This window comes from Pseudomonas sp. LB3P58, assembly GCF_054897895.1.
Genome location: NZ_JBUBVE010000001.1, coordinates 3,200,822 through 3,217,913, shown reverse-complemented (window position 1 = coordinate 3,217,913; position 17,092 = coordinate 3,200,822). Strand labels below are relative to the sequence as shown.

At 58.7% G+C, this 17,092-nt stretch carries 17 protein-coding genes; 4 read left to right on the top strand and 13 right to left on the bottom strand.

The genetic code is table 11. The features are described from left to right. Window position 1: 1 nt before the first annotated feature. The 11 genes from ACYZTZ_RS14860 to ACYZTZ_RS14810 form a co-directional block, all read right to left on the bottom strand. The gene (locus ACYZTZ_RS14860; RefSeq protein ID WP_461998756.1) at window positions 2–403 is read right to left on the bottom strand and encodes a hypothetical protein; all 402 of its coding nucleotides are present in this window, start codon (window positions 401–403) and stop codon (window positions 2–4) included. A gap of 498 nt (window positions 404–901) precedes the next feature. Then, entirely contained in the window at window positions 902–1,735 is an 834-nt protein-coding gene (locus ACYZTZ_RS14855; RefSeq protein WP_461998755.1) for a suppressor of fused domain protein, read from the bottom strand. A gap of 94 nt (window positions 1,736–1,829) precedes the next feature. After that, a complete protein-coding gene (locus tag ACYZTZ_RS14850; protein WP_461998754.1) occupies window positions 1,830–3,308 on the bottom strand; it encodes a hypothetical protein in 1,479 nt (492 codons plus the stop codon). Window positions 3,309–3,502: 194 nt separating this feature from the next. Next, window positions 3,503–3,796 carry a fructose-bisphosphate aldolase gene (locus ACYZTZ_RS14845; protein ID WP_461998753.1) on the bottom strand — a complete coding sequence of 98 codons (294 nt, stop codon included), beginning with the start codon at window positions 3,794–3,796 and terminating at the stop codon, window positions 3,503–3,505. A 566-nt stretch (window positions 3,797–4,362) separates the two neighbouring features. Further along, on the bottom strand, window positions 4,363–4,560 hold the full coding sequence (locus ACYZTZ_RS14840; protein ID WP_462000677.1) for a PLD nuclease N-terminal domain-containing protein: 198 nt from the start codon (window positions 4,558–4,560) through the stop codon (window positions 4,363–4,365). Between the two features lie 213 nt (window positions 4,561–4,773). Then, entirely contained in the window at window positions 4,774–6,189 is a 1,416-nt protein-coding gene (locus ACYZTZ_RS14835; RefSeq protein WP_461998752.1) for a purine-cytosine permease family protein, read from the bottom strand. A gap of 289 nt (window positions 6,190–6,478) precedes the next feature. Continuing rightward, on the bottom strand, window positions 6,479–7,630 hold the full coding sequence (gene argE / locus ACYZTZ_RS14830; RefSeq protein WP_461998751.1) for an acetylornithine deacetylase: 1,152 nt from the start codon (window positions 7,628–7,630) through the stop codon (window positions 6,479–6,481). Next, window positions 7,627–8,304: a DUF1028 domain-containing protein gene (locus ACYZTZ_RS14825; protein ID WP_461998750.1), complete on the bottom strand. Its 678-nt coding sequence runs from the start codon at window positions 8,302–8,304 to the stop codon at window positions 7,627–7,629. Before ACYZTZ_RS14825 ends, argE begins: the two co-directional genes overlap by 4 nt. 157 nt (window positions 8,305–8,461) lie before the next feature. Next, a complete protein-coding gene (locus ACYZTZ_RS14820; RefSeq protein WP_008027166.1) occupies window positions 8,462–8,878 on the bottom strand; it encodes a RidA family protein in 417 nt (138 codons plus the stop codon). Between the two features lie 24 nt (window positions 8,879–8,902). Then, the gene (locus ACYZTZ_RS14815; RefSeq protein WP_461998749.1) at window positions 8,903–10,213 is read right to left on the bottom strand and encodes a flavin-containing monooxygenase; all 1,311 of its coding nucleotides are present in this window, start codon (window positions 10,211–10,213) and stop codon (window positions 8,903–8,905) included. A gap of 160 nt (window positions 10,214–10,373) precedes the next feature. Then, on the bottom strand, window positions 10,374–11,648 hold the full coding sequence (locus ACYZTZ_RS14810; protein WP_461998748.1) for a flavohemoglobin expression-modulating QEGLA motif protein: 1,275 nt from the start codon (window positions 11,646–11,648) through the stop codon (window positions 10,374–10,376). A gap of 180 nt (window positions 11,649–11,828) precedes the next feature. Here ACYZTZ_RS14810 and ACYZTZ_RS14805 point away from each other — a divergent pair, with 180 nt between their 5' ends. From ACYZTZ_RS14805 to ACYZTZ_RS14795, 3 genes are read left to right on the top strand one after another with little or no spacing between them, the layout of a single operon-like run. Then, window positions 11,829–12,491: a VIT1/CCC1 transporter family protein gene (locus ACYZTZ_RS14805; RefSeq protein ID WP_046049307.1), complete on the top strand. Its 663-nt coding sequence runs from the start codon at window positions 11,829–11,831 to the stop codon at window positions 12,489–12,491. 58 nt (window positions 12,492–12,549) lie between these two features. Further along, window positions 12,550–13,371, top strand: coding sequence for a polyphosphate kinase 2 (gene ppk2, locus ACYZTZ_RS14800; protein ID WP_461998747.1), 822 nt, complete (start codon window positions 12,550–12,552; stop codon window positions 13,369–13,371). A 49-nt stretch (window positions 13,372–13,420) separates the two neighbouring features. Next, window positions 13,421–15,190, top strand: a complete 1,770-nt coding sequence (locus ACYZTZ_RS14795; RefSeq protein ID WP_461998746.1) for a SulP family inorganic anion transporter — start codon at window positions 13,421–13,423, stop codon at window positions 15,188–15,190. A gap of 16 nt (window positions 15,191–15,206) precedes the next feature. On the opposite strand, the gene ACYZTZ_RS14790 is transcribed toward ACYZTZ_RS14795, so the two are convergent. Both ACYZTZ_RS14790 and ACYZTZ_RS14785 read right to left on the bottom strand, forming a co-directional pair. Continuing rightward, window positions 15,207–15,575 carry a DUF5064 family protein gene (locus ACYZTZ_RS14790; protein WP_046049310.1) on the bottom strand — a complete coding sequence of 123 codons (369 nt, stop codon included), beginning with the start codon at window positions 15,573–15,575 and terminating at the stop codon, window positions 15,207–15,209. A gap of 235 nt (window positions 15,576–15,810) precedes the next feature. Beyond that, window positions 15,811–16,353, bottom strand: a complete 543-nt coding sequence (locus ACYZTZ_RS14785; protein WP_461998745.1) for a DinB family protein — start codon at window positions 16,351–16,353, stop codon at window positions 15,811–15,813. Between the two features lie 173 nt (window positions 16,354–16,526). On the opposite strand from ACYZTZ_RS14785, the gene ACYZTZ_RS14780 reads away from it, so the two are divergent. Next, window positions 16,527–17,006 (top strand): VOC family protein, encoded by a 480-nt coding sequence (locus ACYZTZ_RS14780; protein ID WP_461998744.1) that lies wholly within the window; start codon window positions 16,527–16,529, stop codon window positions 17,004–17,006. The last annotated feature ends 86 nt before the right edge of the window (window positions 17,007–17,092 follow it).

The following is a 17,092-nucleotide window of genomic DNA, read 5'->3' as shown; positions in this document are numbered from 1 at the left end:
CTCAAGGCGTCGGCAGTGATAACCGATCCAGTGCACAGCCTTTGGCTGGTGATTGCTTAGCCTGAAAGAGTCGAACTCCGGAATCCAGATCAACGATGTTGATCTGGCAGCCGCTCATGACATTGGGGCCTTCGGCGATGCCGCCCTTGATCACATAGCGGGCGCCCGGCATGAACTCACTGACGAAATCCACTGTGCATCTGCGGTTGCCGCTGGCCCCGCCCTCCAGCATCAGGTGGATCGGTTTGCCCGCTTCAATGGCTCGAAAACCTTCGGGTTTCGATGGGTGCCCACCGCTGACCGAGAATAGTTCCCGAGCGGGTGTCACGGGTACCGACCTGCCATATTTGCAGGCCATGGTCGGCGCTGCGCTAAGGGTCAGGTAGTTGCGACGGTTGGTCATTGCGTCCATTTCACTGCGAATTTGCGCTTGGGGGGCATTGGCAGGGATTTCGTATTGCTGGATCGGGGAGCAGCCCGTAATCAGAAGCAGGAGCGAGCCTAAATACAACGGTTTCATGGGCGTTTCTGTCCGTAGCGGTTTGGGTGAAAATTATAAGAATTTACACGGAGGAACATGGTTCTGATGGTTTTCTCCAAGTGTAGAATCCGGAGTCTCCAGCATCCCTGTTTTTAAGTGTTTTCGTCCGACTCGTACGATACGTTTGGATAATAGATTGCGTACCTGACTCCAGATAAATGTTTGCTTGGTAGGTTCTTAATCAAATTGTATTTTGTGATGAGTTTTGTTGAGTCCTTAGGGGGGCGGTGTTTTCAGGTTCAATTCCCATTTCATGCCTAGACTTGAAATACTATTCACTAAAAACGTAAAAGGTGACAGATCTATTAATAAATAGATCTGTCACCTTTTTTCGTGCACATGAAAGCGACCGCTCGGTTTTCACACAACGCTAGCACGATTCAGATTGCTTATATGTCCGATGCCGGCGGCGTTCAAACGGCTGACCAGATCTTCACGTGCTGCTCGCCCACCCGTTCGGACGTATTGAAGCTCCGATGCGGTGATCAATACCATCGGAACCAACCTGACCGGAGATAACGGCATGTCATCCAGTCGGGTCGGGAAATCCGGCTCCGGCGCGCCCAGCAGAACGCCGGTACAGTCGTCTTCGGTCACAAAGTGTTTGGGAAGTTGATCGCTCATGTGGTGCGACAGGCTGAACCCGGGAATTTCGAGAGATAGCGTACCGTACTGATCGAGCCGTTCGGTGACTCCTCCAGCGTCGGCCACCGTTTTGGCAACGTGCTCCAACAGTTCGAATGCCCAGCTGTTTTTTAATGGGTCGACCTCACCGAGGGCGCCACGGGCGTGCTCGGGTATGTCAGCTGTTTCCATGAACAACTCCATCTCGAAACCATTGCCCATCCCTTCAACTCCATCGAATGGATCCGACAGGCCGTCGGTGGCAAGGAGTATCGAGTCACCACGGCGGACCACCCGATAGGCCTGACGAGTCGAGGGCCAGTCAGGGCCACCCCTGAAACTCGGACTGATCATATAGGCAATGACATCCCGCTCGACGGTGCCGACAGAGTGCCAATGACGATCCAGGCACGCTTCGCCGGCGAGTCGCGCCGCCAGATTGGACGCTTCAGCCTCGTTCAACTCACCGATATCAACCAGCTTCTGGAATGCCTGGATTTGCGGTTCGACCCGGAGGTTTTGGGTGGCAGGGCTTCTCAGTGAGTCGAGAAGCTTTTTAAAGAAATTCATGTGCGTTCCTTGTCGGGTTTTGGCATTGATGTGAAAACGCGGAAGCAGATTGTGCTTCCACTTCAACGGTTGTTTTTGCTAGTGGCCAGGCAACTCAAGATTCCACCACCTCAATCATCCATTCGCCCTGCACGTTCCGCGTGACGTATTGGATCGGCACAAACATTCCATACGTTTCGAGGTAGACGTAAATGTCGGTGCTGTATTGGTAGGCATCTCTTGTGCAACTGAGTACCTTGGCAGTCCCGGTCAAACTCGGGTGATACGTGCTGGCGGGTTTCTGCGACTGCACCTCACAGCTGTATCTGTCGTCGACCGGCACCAAGGCTCTGGGACCTTTCCCGTCGTTGGTATAAAGAAGCTGCATATCCTGCGTCGTGTATCGCAGGAGGGCGCCGACCGGCATGTTCGCCCAATCGCCCTCGAAGCTGAGTTTCGTCAGCGCCTCAGTCTCGATCGTTATCTCAGCTGTATGAGTTCTGTATTTACTTTCAGCCAAGTCGATCAGGCCTCGGAAAGTGGCTTTGACCCAATGATATCCTCGCTCTTTAAAACGCTCCGTCAGTTGATTGCCCGCCTCGCCAGAAAGGTATTTCGAGTCACGACCCTTGAGCAGGACGGAGTCATCTGAATACTGTCTTGGCTCGGAGTTATCCTTGAACACCTGGCGAAGGTGCTGAATGCTTTTCTCCGGTTTGGGCATATTCAATGCCTCTATGGCTTTCAACACCGGGGTGGCAACGACTGGGGGCGGTGCTTCGAAGGGCGACTGCTCACGCCCTTCAAATTGTTTGTACTGGTCCAGCGACTGGGGTTTGCCACAGGCCACTTGAACCAGCTGACGCTCATCGACTCCGAGGCTTTGCAGATCGATGGCTTTGAGATCTGTCTGCACGCTTCCAGCGAGCACACGACTGTGAGTATCCAGATAGAAATGGCTTAACGCGGTCAGTTGTTGCAGGGCGCAGTTGGCCGTCCACCGCTGGCGTACCTGCCCATACAAGACGTTTTTGCCGGGCACCAACATCTCGCCGGGTAGTACCCGAGCCGTCCAGAAAGTGACCTCATCACCTATTACTTTCAGGCTGCTGCGGTCGATCATCTGCCAATCCTGATGCTCGGGTGCCGAGAACACGCGCCATTGAGGAGGTGTTGTCTGGGCACACACCTGCTTCAACTGCGCACTTTGCAGGTACTGGCTCTTTTGTTCAGCAGGCAATTGCCAGGATTCAACCGAACGCCCCCGCGGGTTGGCGGCGAATAGCGACATTCTCCCTTTGCTGTAGTAAGTCATTTGCGCATCCGGCTGGCTGCAATGGGCGTCGAAACGGGCCAGATAGTGGAGTTCCGGACTTGGGGACGAAGTCACTACATAGGTGATCCGATCTCCCTCGCGCACGATCGAGTTCGGCTCGGGTGTCTCGAACATCACACTGTTGAAAACCGCAAAGCCCGGCTGGGCCTCAGGTGTTGTGATTTGAGCGGACGCGGGCTTTGTCGCTTGGCATCCAGAAAGGATCAAGGCAGCGGTAAGCAGTGAAAAAAAGCTGAAAGGGTGGGACGTGGCATCCATGCGGGTGTACTTCATCAAAAAAGTGATGGCATATTAACATGAGTGCTGGCTGCCAAATAGGATGGCGCTTATAGAGACGATATTGTGTTCGTGCTGTGCTGATAAAGAAGACAATCCTCTCGGTAACTCGACAGTACTGAACAAAACAAAAAAACCCGCTACTCAGTGCGGGTTTTTTTACGACTCAACTCTGATCACTGACTCTTTGGTACATCAAACCCACGCTGCTCAATCACCCGAAACACATCGCTCACATCCTGGATCATGATCCGGGCGATGTTGGTGACGGTGTTGATGTCGTTTTCGGCGTAGTCGGGGAGGCTGGTGCAGGCCATGAGGTTGAGGTACTTGAGGACGGCGCTGAGGCGTTCGCTGACGCAGTTGTGCAGTTCGCGGAGTGGGGCGTCGCTGTCGATGAGCAGGACGGGGTAGTCGGTGGCGAATTGGGACATGGGGGTGAAGCGGCGGGGCGGGTTTTGGGTCGTCATGGGCTAAATCCTCACAAAAGAAGAATTGCCACCTTTCTGCTGCGAAACAAATGGGTGGCAGCTGTGCGCGGGTTCGCAGACCGGAGACCCACACCAAAAACCCGGCAGACCCGAGGGTCTCCCACGCACAACCGCCATAAAACTAATGCAACCAGAAACGGCTGCATCATGCCTGACGGTGCTTTGGTGTCAATCTAGCGGGCTGCGAAACCCTATCGCTAACTGCGGTCAGCGACGGGTCGAATATAGGCGTCCATTTTTGTGCTCACAACCGGGCTGTAGGACGGTTGGGCGCTTGTTGTGACAAGGCTGAATGCCACTGTTTTCGGGCTTGTCGCGGTGATTCGGGCCGTGTGGAGTGCCTTGGGAAATGTGGTGCAGGTTTTGGGGCCGCTTCGTGACCCAACGGGGATAAATCCCCTCGCCACAAAGGGTAAATTCCTACACGATTTTCGGACGTCAGGTTTATGAAATTGGGTGGTCAGAAACAACAAAGCCCCGAATCATCGGGGCTTTGTTCTTTGCGATTGTGCAGTTCAAAAATCCTTACCGCACAGCTTCCAATGTCATTGTCTGGCCTGCGGTGTATGCGGATTGTGATCGGTGTGTTTCGGCCCCGCCAGTGCCCACGCTATCAGCCCGAATAGCGGCACAAACACGATTACCACCATCCATACGAGTTTGTTGCTGGATTTGCCTTCGGCTTTTCGTACTTTATTGATGGCCCATAACTCGACCAGCACAAGTATTGCGGCGAGTACGATTCAGATGGTTTCGGTTTGCATTGGTGACCCTCCTGATAGTCATTCAGTTAGGTGAGTGGGTGTGGACGGGGTTCATTAAATTTCGGGGTTTTGTGGGGATGGCGGGTAAAGCGAAAACGGGATTGCTCGCGAAAGGTGTGACAGTCGATATGCGTGTTGACTGTCAGGACCTCTTCGCGAGCAGGCTCGCTCCCACAGGGGATTGGGTTCCAATTACAGACTGGTGGCGAGTTTGCCACTCGACAACCGACGCTTGTAGGCGGTGTCGCGGTTGGCTAGCCAGTAGTAGAGCGGGGAGGTGATCAGCAGGCCGACCAGCCAGGACAGGTCCGCGCCGTTGATGTGTTCGGAGATGGGGCCGACGTACAGCGGCGTGTTCATGAAGGGGATCTGCACCACGATGCCAATCGCATACGCCAACAACGCCTGCGGGTTGTACCGGCCATAAATCCCGCCATCCACCTTGAAGATCGAGCCGATGTCGTACTGACCTTTGTGAATCGCGTAGAAGTCGATCAGGTTGATCGCGGTCCACGGCACCAGCACGACGAGCAGCACCAGCACCATGTCGACGAAGTGGCCGATGAAGTTGGCGGAGGCGCCGACGGCGGCGAAGCAGCAGGCGGCGAGGACGATGATTGAGAGGACGGCGCGGCTTTTGGCGGTGGGGATCCAGCGGTAGGCGAAGGTTTGGACCAGGGTGATCAGCGACAGCACGGCGCCGTAGAGGTTGAGGGCGTTGTGGCTGATGACGCTGAGCAAAAACAGCACGAGCATCAGTGGGCCGATGGAGCCGGTGGCGAGTTTGACGGCGTCCATGGTGTCCATGCCGACGGGTGTGGCGAGGACGGCGACGGCGCCGAAGATGAACGAGAGGCTGGAGCCGAGCACGGTGCCCAGATAAGTCGTCCAAAAGGTTGAGGCCACGGGCACGTTGGCGGGCAGGTAGCGCGAGTAGTCGGAGACGTAGGGTGCGAAGGCGATTTGCCAGAGCGCGGCCAGGGAGACGGTGGCGAGCCAGCCGGAGATGTTGAAGCTGCCGCGGGTGAGGAAGTCGGCGGTCTGTACGTGGGTGAAGATGTAGCCGAAGCCCAGCACGATGCCGGCGCCGAGCACCCAGGTGCCGATGCGGTTGAGCACGTGGATGAAGCGGTAGCCGATGATGCCGATGATGCCCGAACCGAGGGCGCCGATGACGATGCCCACCGGTACGGGCACGCTGTCGACCACGCCGTGCAGGGATTTGCCGGCGAGGACGATGTTGGAGGCGAAGAAGCCGATGTACATGATGCCGGCGATCAGCACCACCAACAGTGCGCCGAGCGAGCCGAACTGGGCGCGGCTTTGGATCATTTGTGGAATGCCCATCTGCGGGCCTTGCGCCGAGTGCAGCGCCATCAGCACGCCGCCGACCAGGTGGCCGACGAGGATGGCGACGATGCCCCACACCAGGTTCAGGTGGAACATCTGCACGCCGAGAGCGCCAGTGACGATGGGCAGCGGCGCGATGTTGCCGCCGAACCAGAGGGTGAACAGGTCGCGGGTTTTTCCGTGGCGATCTTCGGGCGGCACATAGCCGATGGTGTGTTTTTCGATGAGCGGGGCGGAGGTTGTTGCTGCGGTAACCATGACGGACTCCAAGGCAAAAGTGAGTACGTGGACGTACTTCGGTGAGCGCTGCACGGGGGCGACGCTTTTCTTGTTGGAGTTGATGATGTGCGGTGGGGAGTGAGAGATAAATTAGTAAGTTTGTGGGTATAGACGCTAAAAAATGTATGTCAGTGGGGACGATGAAAACCCTGTGGGAGCGGGCTTGCTCGCGAAGGCGGAGTGTCAGTCGACAATGATGTTGTCTGACACTCCGCCTTCGCGAGCAAGCCCGCTCCCACAGGGGATTTTGGGGTGTTCAAAATCTTTGCTATTCGCTGATTGATTGCAGCATTCGATGGAGCATGGCGTCGCAACCGTTCAATTGCTCGAGGCTGACGAATTCGTCGGGTTTGTGGCCTTGATCCATGCTGCCGGGGCCGCAGACGACGGTGGGAATGCCTGCGGCGTCGAATAGACCGCCCTCTGTCCCGAACGCCACGGTGCCGAACTCTCGAGAGCCAGAGAATGCAGCAATCAACTCAGCCGCTTCGCTGTGCGCATCGGTCGCTAAACCGGGGTACGCCGACAACTCGCTGAAGCGAATCTCACTCTGTTCACTCACAGCACGCATGCGCGGCAATACCTGCTGCTCGGCGTAGGCCTTCAACTCCTGCGCAACCTCACTCGGATCATGCGAGGGCAGGGCGCGGATTTCGAAGTCGAAACGGCAATCGGCGGGGACGATGTTCAAGGCTTTACCGCCGGAAATCACACCGGTTTGTACCGTGCTGAACGGCGGATCGAATCGCGCGTCGTGATGCTCGGGTGCTTTGAGCCGGTTGCCGATCCGTCCCAGTTCACCGATCAGTTCGGCGGCGTATTCAATCGCATTGACCCCGAGCGGGGCGTACGCCGAATGGCACGCTTCACCGTGAATATCGCAACGCATCGCCAGTTTGCCCTTATGGCCAAGCACCGGTTTGAGCCCGGTCGGTTCGCCAATGATGCAGAGCATCGGTTTGACCGGGCGCTTTTCCAATTCCGACAGCAACGAACGCACACCGAGGCAGCCGACTTCTTCATCGTAGGAGAGTGCGATGTGCACCGGCAGCCGCAGCGTGGCCTTTACCAGTGACGGAACCAAGGCGAGCACGCAGGCGATGTAGCCTTTCATGTCCGCCGTACCGCGACCGTACAACTTGCCGTCGCGCTCGGTGAGTTCGAACGGTGCAACGGTCCACGGCTGGCCATCGACGGGCACCACGTCGGTGTGCCCCGACAGCACGATGCCCGGCCGGTCCGCCGGGCCAAAGGTTGCGAACAGATTGGCCTTGCTGCGCTGCTCGTTGTAGAACAGCTCGCAAGGCACGTCGAAGCGTTCGAGGTAGTCGCGGACAAACTCGATGAGGTGCAGGTTTGATTCGCGGCTCGTGGTGTCGAACGCCACCAACGTTTTCAGCAAATCGAGGCTGTTGCTCATCGGTCGTCTCCGGCGACACCGTAGCCAGGGGATTTGTCGGGGGCGAGGGCGCGGTCGATGTAGTCCTGAACCTGTGGGCGATAGGCGTCCCAGAGTTTCTCAAGCTGGCCGATCGGGTCGTGATCCGCCCAATCCACCCGCAGGTTGATGATCGGCCAGGTCAATTCGCCGACCACCACCACCGCCGCCGAATGCACCGGCCCGGCTTCACCGCCCGCTGCGATGGCTGCTTTCATGGCAGCGAGCAAGCGGTCGGTCAGTTGGCCTTCGCCATGTTCGAATGCCTCGACCATCGCTTCGATCACTGCACGGTCCGCCAGCATGTTGCCGGCAGCCACGCATTGATCGCCGGACACGGCGTTGTGGTTGCCCAGGGTTTGCGAGCCGCTGAAGTGCGCGGTTTGGCCGAGGTGGTCAATCGCCGTGATCTGGCGGTATTGACTGTAGCCGTTGCGGGTCAGGACCTTGTCCAGTGCTTCAGCAGGCGTGAGGCCTTGCTCCATGAGAGCGAGGGTTTCCGGGCCGAGGGATGGCAGGGTGATGTTTTGTGTGGAGACGGCGCCGACACCCGGCAGCAGCCAGGGGCAACGGGCGCCGACGGCGATGCTGGAGGAACTGATCGCAATGCCGAACTGACCGGTTTCGGGGCAACGTGCTGCGATGGAGAAGGTCATGGTTTTGCTCCTTGTATTGCCTTGGTTGAGGTGGCGTCTGTGCGGGCCTCATCGCGAGCAAGCTCGCTCCCACAGGGGATCTTCAGTGGCCGCAGATTTTGTGTACGACGCGGATCAAATGTGGGAGCGAGCTTGCTCGCGATGGCCGCGACTCGGTCTACTCAGGAATCACCGCAATCACATCAATCTCCATCAACCACTGCGGTTGCCCCAACGCCGACACCACCAACCCGGTCGAAATCGGAAACACGCCTTTAAGCCACTTGCCCACTTCCTGATACACCGGCTCGCGATACCGCGGGTCGATCAGGTAGGTAGTGGTTTTAACGATGTGGCTAAGGTCGCTACCGGCTTCTTCCAGCAACTGCTTGACGTTGCGCATGGCTTGCTCGGTTTGCGCTCGCGGGTCACCGAGCCCCACCAGGTTGCCTTCGAAATCGGTACCGACCTGACCGCGAACATAAACGGTGTTGCCGGCCCGGACCGCCTGGCACAGGTCATTGTCCAGGCTCTGGTTCGGGTAGGTTTCCTTGGTGTTGAACATGCGAATACGGGTATGGGTTGGCGTGGACATTTGAAGCTCCTAAAGAAGAATGGCTCAAGCGCTGACAGTTGTTTTATGGGCGACCGGGACGGTTTCAGCCTCGCGCTGCGCGGCGTCGTGGTAGTCGAGGTATGAGCGCTGGATGGCGATGTGGTCAGCCACGTACTTGGCGTCATGCCAAACGCCCCAGATGAACGAAGATCCGCGACGGGACTGCCACGGCAGGCCGAGGAAATACACGCCAGCTTCGCTCGACACGCCGCGCTGATGCGCCGGCTTGCCGTTGTCGTCGAAGGCATCAACCTTGAGCCAGCTGTAATCCGTGGCAAAACCGGTGGCCCAGATGATCGAGGTCACGCCGGCCTTGGCCAGGTCGAGCTGAAGAATCGGGTTAGTCACGCAGTCCGGATCGGAAAAGGTAATGCGCGCTTCAGGCTCTTCCGGCAGGTCCAGGCCGTTGCGTTCGATGTAGGCATCGGCGGCATTGAGCAGCGCCAGATAGTTCTCATCGCCGCGCGCCAGGTTCTCGGCAAGGTTCGGTTGAAAAGTCGCTACGCCGCCGTTGAACGATTGGGTCAAACCCACCAATGTCATGCCGCGATGGGCGAGACCACGGAAGTCCACCGTGCGGCCGCCATGTGCACCGCTCACCGCGATGGTGACGTGTTCCCGGCCGGGTTTCATGGCGGCCTGATCCCATTCGCCGAGCACACCCAACCACCAGCAGAAATCACGGTTGCGATAGGCGCGAGGAGGGCGATCGTGTGCACCCACCGAGAGGTAAACCTTCTTGCCGGCACGCTGCAATTCATCGGCGATTTGCACGCCCGACGAACCGGCACCGACCACCAGAACAGCGCCTTCGGGCAACTGCGCAGGGTTGCGATAGTCGGCGGAGTGGATCTGCAGGAATGGCTGATCTTTCGGCGCGATTGGCGGGATGACAGGACGCTGGAAAGGCCCGGTGGCAGCCACCACGCGGTTGGCCTCGATCACGCCCTCGGAGGTTTCAATGGTGAAGCCCGGGCGACCGACATTGCGCTCAACCTTCAGCACGTCCACGCCGGTGCGGATCGGGGCGTTGAATTTCTTGGCGTAGGCTTCGAAGTAGTCGGCAACCCGCTCTTTCGGGGCAAAGTCGTCGGGGCTGAGGTCGTCGAAATCGAGACCGGGAAAACGGTCGTGCCAGGCCGGACCGTTGGCCACCAACGAATCCCAACGGCCGGTGCGCCAGCGCTCGGCGATACGGTTGCGCTCCAGCACCAGGTGCGGCACGCCGAGTTTGCTCAAGTGTTCACTCATGGCCACGCCAGCCTGACCGGCGCCAACAATCAGCGTATCTGTTTTTATTTTTTCAGTGGTCATCTCAATACCCTTCGAAGTTGGATTTAGGTCGGTAACGGCCTGCCATTTCTTGGGGTCAAGACTAGGGATCACCCTGGTATCGGTAAAATATTATTAAGCTGGCATTTGAGTATAAATAACTGATGCAGAGCGTTTGGTTCGGTGGCTCACCCTTTAAACGCTAGGCGCTGGCATCGGCTTCATGCTCGTCGGCGAAGGCCATGAGCACCTCCAGATCGAGTACATCCAGCTTGATCCGGGAAATAAAAGCGGAGAACGCCAGGTTGGCGGCGAGCAGACGCAGGTCGGAGGCCCAGGCCGGGACATGGACTGGCCCCTGGAGCCAGCCGGACTCGAAGAGCGGGGCCAGGCGCACGGTATCCCCCAGGCTGAGGCGCCCGGCGAACAGATGGCCCACCAGTTCCGGCCGGTTGTCGCGGATCGCGATGCGCAACAGGGTATGCACGCCAAGCAAACCGGTCAGGTAGGCGGCATCCTTGGTGAATGCCGAACCGCCGCGCAGGTCGGCGCCGCGGAACACCCGCTGGGTCGAGCGGAAGGATTCCTCTTGCGACTGACCGGCCGCGAGAAAACCTTCGAATACCTGGATGAAATCGGCGCCATCCAGCGCCTGCTGGACCGCGAGTACGCGCAGGGCGAGGCGGCGCAGGCGGTTGATGTCCATGCTGCCGGTGAACAGCTCGGCCAGGGTGGCGATGCCCTCCTGGGTCTGGGTCGTGCGGGGCGCCCCCAGGCCCAGGCTTTTGAGGTTGGGTTGCAGCGCGCCGTTTTGTGCCGTGGCGACATGCACGAAGGCCTCATGTTGCAACAGCTGGTTCTTGTCCAGTTCCGAGAACAGGGCGCTGGCCCGCAGGCGGATGCGACTGGCCCCGGCGATGGCCTTGGCGGCCAGGGTCGGATCGAGCACGACGGTGATCCGGCCCGGTCCGAAGAAGCGGTCGAGTTCCGGTTGCATCCAGGCGGCGAAGACCTCGGCCGGGATTTCTGCCGGGCACGGTGGAATCCGCGCACCGCCCAGAAGGGCGTCGGTGGTCTTGAGGAAGAATTGGGCCGCGTCCAGCATGCTCAGTTTCAGGCGCGAATAGTAGAAGTCCGGGCGCCGGTACAGCGCTGACGAATACTGCGTAAAGGCGGGTGTGCCAATGGCACCGAGCATGTGTCCCGCCGTGGCATAGCTGCGCGCCGTCATGGCGAGGTGGCGCCCGGCCGGATGGCCCTCATCGCAGCGGCCGATAAAGGCTTCGAGGGCGGCGATGTCGGTGCTGTGGTCGCGCGGGCGCAGTTCAACCCTGGGCAGTTCTGCCTGCCCGGTGCGCCAACGTGTCAGGAATGCTTCTTCGACCCCATCCGGCCAGGCCAGGGCCTCCAGCACGCGGATCTTGCGGGCCAGACCGGGCAGGGCGGCATCGAGTTCGGACAGGGGTGCGGCGCTCATGGAGATCTCCTTGGGAAACAAGGCTCAATCGAAAAAGCTTAGTCGTTGTCGATGCATTGCGTGGTGACAGGTCAAGTCTGAACTAAGCTGTTCGGTGTGCTTGCGGATGCTGGGTCTTGGCCAGCCTGGCACGGCTGAAAACCAGGACCACGCTGACGCAGCCGTGGCGAGGATGAGCGCATGCAAAGCACTGGAGAGCAAAAGCGGGCCCGTGTACTTGATCCGGTCGATCGTGTCACGGAGGTCATCTTTGGCCTGCTGATGGCAATGACCTTCACTGGGACGATCAGCGTGGCCACGTCTGGCCAGGAGGCGGAGCGCACGATGATGATCGCCGCGCTGGGTTGCAACCTCGCCTGGGGACTCGCGGACGCCGTGATGTATTTACTGCGAACCCTGATCGAGCGCACGCGCAACCGTACGCTTCGCACCAACCTGCTCGGCGCGACGGATGCAGCCGCCGGGCAAGCGCTCATTGCCGAGGCGTTACCCCCGCGTCTCGCAGCAGCGGCCGGCCCTGAAGAACTGGAATCGTTGCGTCGCCGCCTGGTCGATTATTCATCCATGCCGGTACAGCCGCGCCTCGGTTGGGATGATTTCAGGGGCGCTGTCGGCGTTTTCCTGTTGGTGGTGTTCTCGACATTCCCGCTTGTCGTGCCGTTTCTGCTACTTGATCAGACAGCGCTCGCGGTACGCCTGTCTAACCTGGTCGGGCTCGGGGTGCTGTTCATCGCCGGTTGGATGCTTTCGAAGTACGCCGGCGCAAAACCGTGGCAAGGCGGTCTTGTGACGGCCGTCACCGGGGCCGTTTTAATCACCGCGATCATCGCGCTCGGCGGATGAGCAGATAGCAACCTACGCTGGTTACCTACTGGCGACTGGCATCTATGAGGTCTTGGTCATGGCAAAGGACAAGAAGAAAGCCCCTAAGAATAAATCTGCTGAAAACCCGAAGCTGAAGAGCAAGGATTACCTTGAGCAACTGCGCACCCTGCACGTCGAACTGGTCAAGTTACAGGAGTGGGTAAAAGCCAAGGGCATCAAGCTCTGCATCGTCTTCGAGGGGCGAGATGGCGCTGGCAAGGGAGGGACGATCAAGGCGATCACCGAGCGCGTCAGCCCGCGTGTCTTTCGGGTGGTAGCGCTAACGGCGCCGAGTGATCGAGAGAAAAGCCAGATGTATGTCCAGCGTTACCTGCCGTACCTGCCCGCGGCGGGTGAAGTGGTGATCTTCGATCGCAGTTGGTACAACCGGGCGGGCGTCGAGCGGGTGATGGGGTTCTGCACCAAAGAGCAGGTTGCCAATTTCCTGAAGACAACGCCGCTCGTGGAGCGTGCAATCGTCGACTCGGGCGTGATCCTGCTCAAATACTGGCTGGAAGTCAGCGAAGAGGAGCAGACCCGCCGGCTTGAGGAGCGCATCAAGGATGGACGAAAAACCTGGAAACTGACCCCCATGGACCTCAAGTCATACAGCCGCTGGTATGACTATTCACGTGCACGTGACGACATGTTCAAGGCGACTGACACCGATCATGCCCCATGGCTGGTGGCCAACTCGAACGACAAGCGGCGGGCCCGCCTTAACATCATCACCGATTTACTCAGCCGCATCCCGTACAAGGAAGTCGAACACGAGAAGGTGATATTGCCCAAGCGGCAGAAGCCAGGCGGCTATCGCGACCCGGATTATCCGCACCGGCGAGTGCCCGAAAAGTTCTGACGGGCACGTGTAAGCGAATCTGCGCTGTACACCTAAAGGCCACAGTTCTATGAGCGATTCGGATGCTTCGCCTCCCGTCCCGGAACCGGGCCGGATTGCACGCCGGGATACCGGCGACGATACCGGCTGGGGCCGCTGGCTCCCTGGACTTCGCACGCTGCGCGGGTACCAGATTGCCTGGTTGCGTCACGACATCATGGCCGGGCTGGTGCTCACCACGATGTTGGTCCCCGTCGGCATCGCCTACGCCGTGGCATCGGGCGTACCCGGCATCTATGGCCTCTACGCGACCATCGTTCCGCTACTCGCTTACGCATTGTTCGGGCCTAGCCGGATTCTGGTGCTGGGCCCGGATTCCTCACTGGCCGCCGTTATCCTCGCTGTCGTCTTGCCGCTGTCGGGCGGCGACCCACATCGCGCCGTCGCCCTTGCGGGCATGATGGCGATCGTTTCAGGCGTCGTGTGCATCCTGGCGGGCATCATGCGTTTGGGCTTCATTACGGAGTTGCTGTCCAAGCCGATCCGCTACGGGTACATGAACGGCATCGCGCTGACCGTATTGATCAGTCAATTACCCAAAGTATTCGGTTTTTCGATTGAGTCCCACGGCCCGCTGAGAAACATATGGGCCATTGTCTCAGGGGTGATGGATGGAAAAACCAACTGGACCGCGTTCATGATCGGCGCCGCCACCTTGGTCGTGATCCTGCTGCTCAAAGGCAACAAGCGTGTGCCGAGCATCTTGATCGCAGTGGCAGGTGCAACCGTCGCCGTCGGTGTGCTGGACCTTGCCGCGCGCGCGGGAGTGTCGGTCCTCGGTGCTCTTCCACAAGGTTTACCCGCGTTCGCCATCCCCTGGATCACCCAGGCCGATATTGTCCCCGTGCTCATCGGCGGTTTTGCCGTGGCCCTGGTGTCGTTCGCCGACACCAGCGTGCTCTCTCGTGTCTATGCGGCACGGACCCGTACCTTCGTCGATCCGAACCAAGAGATGGCAGGGCTCGGTTTTGCCAATCTGGCGGCTGGATTTTTCCAGGGCTTTCCGGTCAGTAGCAGTTCTTCGCGTACCCCCGTGGCCGAAGCCGCCGGCGCCAAAACCCAGTTGACCGGGGTTGTCGGCGCGTTGGCCGTTGCCCTGCTGTTGCTGGTGGCGCCGAACCTGTTGCAGAGTTTGCCCAGCAGCGCACTGGCAGCGGTCGTGATCGCGTCGGCCATCGGCCTGATTGAAGTCGCCGACCTGCGGCGCATTTATCGCATCCAGCGCTGGGAGTTCTGGTTGTCGATCGTCTGCACCGTCGGTGTGGCCGTGTTCGGTGCGATCGAGGGCATTGGGCTGGCCATCGTGATCGCCGTCATCGAATTTCTGTGGGATGGCTGGCGGCCGTATTCCGCGGTGCTGGGGCAAGCCAAGGGGGTCAAGGGTTACCACGACATCCAGCGTTATCCCGACGCGAGCCTTATCCCCGGCCTGGTGCTGTTTCGCTGGGATGCGCCGTTGTTTTTCGCCAACGCCGAACTGTTCAATGAGCGAGTGCTCGACGCCGTGGCGTCGTCGCCTACGCCCGTGCGCTGGTTGGTCGTTGCGGCGGAACCCGTCACCAGTGTGGACGTGACCTCCGCCGACATGCTGGCTGAACTGGACGACACCTTGCACGCGGCGGGCATCAAGTTGTGCGTGGCCGAGATGAAGGACCCGGTCAAGGACAAGCTGAAGCGATTCGGGCTGTTCGCACGGCTTGGCGAATCGGCGTTCTTTCCAACCATAGACGATGCCGTCGACAGCTACCTCGTGATCCATCCGGTGGACGAGGCGCGCTGAGTGGCATTGGCGTCACTCAGCGACGGTCTTTCTCAGCGTTATCCAGATTGACTGGATCGCCCGGTTTGACGCCGAGTTTGTCGCGAATATCCTCGAACATCGCGTCGTATTCTGTGTGCCCGCGCATGATGAGACTGGCATTGGCGGGCACTCCATGCTTGGCCGCAGCCTTTGCCACGCGGCTGGCGAAGTTGAAGGCCGTGTCGCGGTGCATATCGAATTCTTCAGTGAAGCTTTTACCTGATACCGCTCCGTCCATCTTGAAGTGCATCAGCATGCCTTCCTTGGGGTCGCGGCGGACTTCATAGAAGACATCAATGTTGTATTCCGGGACTCCGGGAGTGCCAGGAGCATTGGTACGGTTCAGGTGACCGGGCTTGAACATGGGTGGCTCCTTTTGGGGTGGATGGCGACCTTCTTGGCATCGGCAATCCATGGAAATCGCATTGATGGAGCGTGTTCCATAGTGTGGTGCTATCAATTTGTAGCAGCGCAAAATCTCCCCTTAGAGCTTAGGTGATTGCTTGGGGTTTTCTACCTTCAAGGTGCACGAAAAGAGTTCCCGGACTGAAGGGGCAGTACCGGACAACGACTGTCAGGAACAACCAGAGCTGTCGCTTTTATATGCAGGATCGGGATGGAATGAGAAAGACTAAATCTGTATCAACTACATCAATACCAGCCTGTGAAAGCAGCGTAGTAACCTGGCCACGGTGATGGGTTTGGTGGTTAAAAAAATGCATGACAAGGCTGTAAAAATTCTTATCGGACACTACACCGTTCATGCTGGCGTAATGAAGAGCGTGGTCTAGATCGGACTCTGTAATAGAGTGAGCCCATTCGACGATTATCTGATCGAGTCTCTCTCGATGCACTGAGAGCTCTGGAACAGTAGAGAACAACAATTGGTCGAGGCTTTCCGGATCGCAAAGTTGCCTCACCGGCGCCAGTGCCGAGTGGTCCGCTGGATGCTTGGCGAATCGCTTTAGCCACACAGTGTCTCCGATTGCCACGTGGTTTAGCGTCCCGAGAATAGACTTGAAGAACGCTTTCCTATCGGCTGAGAGCTCATCATCGGACAAGCACCTGGTTGCCCCATAGATCTTTGCGTTCATCCATTGGTTATAGGTCGCCATCAGGCAGATGTGGTCGGTGCGGCTCATGTGTTCATCCTTTGAGTAGGTGTTCGCACACTCCATGCGAGGCCGGGATGTTATCGCCTCCGATGCGGAGCAGCTACTGAAGTTGGCAGACCAGGGTGACGCCAGTTGCCAAAGCCGCCCCGCTGAATGCGCTGCTAAAATGCACGGACCCGTTCCGATTCTGGAGAACCAAGATGATCAGCAAAAACACGATTTGCCTCTGGTACGACGGCACTGCGTTGGACGCTGCGACGTTCTACGCCGAAACGTTCCCGGACAGCGAGGTGGGAGCCATCCTTCGCGCGCCTGGCGACTATCCGGCGGGCAAGCAGGGCGATGTCCTGACGGTCGAGTTCACGGTGATGGGCATCCCTTGCCTCGGACTGAATGGGGGCTCGGCGATCAAGCACAACCAGGCTTTTTCGTTCCAGGTGGCGACCGACGACCAAGCCGAAACGGATCGCTTGTGGAACGCGATTGTCGGAAATGGCGGCCAGGAAAACGTATGCGGCTGGTGCCAGGACAAGTGGGGAGTGTCATGGCAGATCACACCACGCGTTCTGACCGCCGCGATAACCAATCCTGATCAAGCAGCGGCCAAGCGCGCGTTCGACGCCATGATGGAGATGGGAAAGATCGACATCGCTGGGATTGAAGCGGCTGTTAAGGGTTAACCAGCGCAGTTTGGGGCACAAGATTGACAACCCACTTCTCCAACAACACTATCTGCCCATGACCTACACACCTCGCACGTACATGA

Bases quoted from the DNA above. Each gene is read 5' to 3' on its own strand.
- ACYZTZ_RS14860 (WP_461998756.1), bottom strand. From the start codon at position 403: ATGACCAACCGTCGCAACTACCTGACCCTTAGCGCAGCGCCGACCATG.
- ACYZTZ_RS14855 (WP_461998755.1), bottom strand. From the start codon at position 1,735: ATGAATTTCTTTAAAAAGCTTCTCGACTCACTGAGAAGCCCTGCCACC.
- ACYZTZ_RS14850 (WP_461998754.1), bottom strand. From the start codon at position 3,308: ATGGATGCCACGTCCCACCCTTTCAGCTTTTTTTCACTGCTTACCGCT.
- ACYZTZ_RS14845 (WP_461998753.1), bottom strand. From the start codon at position 3,796: ATGACGACCCAAAACCCGCCCCGCCGCTTCACCCCCATGTCCCAATTC.
- ACYZTZ_RS14835 (WP_461998752.1), bottom strand. From the start codon at position 6,189: ATGGTTACCGCAGCAACAACCTCCGCCCCGCTCATCGAAAAACACACC.
- argE (WP_461998751.1), bottom strand. From the start codon at position 7,630: ATGAGCAACAGCCTCGATTTGCTGAAAACGTTGGTGGCGTTCGACACC.
- ACYZTZ_RS14825 (WP_461998750.1), bottom strand. From the start codon at position 8,304: ATGACCTTCTCCATCGCAGCACGTTGCCCCGAAACCGGTCAGTTCGGC.
- ACYZTZ_RS14820 (WP_008027166.1), bottom strand. From the start codon at position 8,878: ATGTCCACGCCAACCCATACCCGTATTCGCATGTTCAACACCAAGGAA.
- ACYZTZ_RS14815 (WP_461998749.1), bottom strand. From the start codon at position 10,213: ATGACCACTGAAAAAATAAAAACAGATACGCTGATTGTTGGCGCCGGT.
- ACYZTZ_RS14810 (WP_461998748.1), bottom strand. From the start codon at position 11,648: ATGAGCGCCGCACCCCTGTCCGAACTCGATGCCGCCCTGCCCGGTCTG.
- ACYZTZ_RS14805 (WP_046049307.1), top strand. From the start codon at position 11,829: ATGCAAAGCACTGGAGAGCAAAAGCGGGCCCGTGTACTTGATCCGGTC.
- ppk2 (WP_461998747.1), top strand. From the start codon at position 12,550: ATGGCAAAGGACAAGAAGAAAGCCCCTAAGAATAAATCTGCTGAAAAC.
- ACYZTZ_RS14795 (WP_461998746.1), top strand. From the start codon at position 13,421: ATGAGCGATTCGGATGCTTCGCCTCCCGTCCCGGAACCGGGCCGGATT.
- ACYZTZ_RS14790 (WP_046049310.1), bottom strand. From the start codon at position 15,575: ATGTTCAAGCCCGGTCACCTGAACCGTACCAATGCTCCTGGCACTCCC.
- ACYZTZ_RS14785 (WP_461998745.1), bottom strand. From the start codon at position 16,353: ATGAGCCGCACCGACCACATCTGCCTGATGGCGACCTATAACCAATGG.
- ACYZTZ_RS14780 (WP_461998744.1), top strand. From the start codon at position 16,527: ATGATCAGCAAAAACACGATTTGCCTCTGGTACGACGGCACTGCGTTG.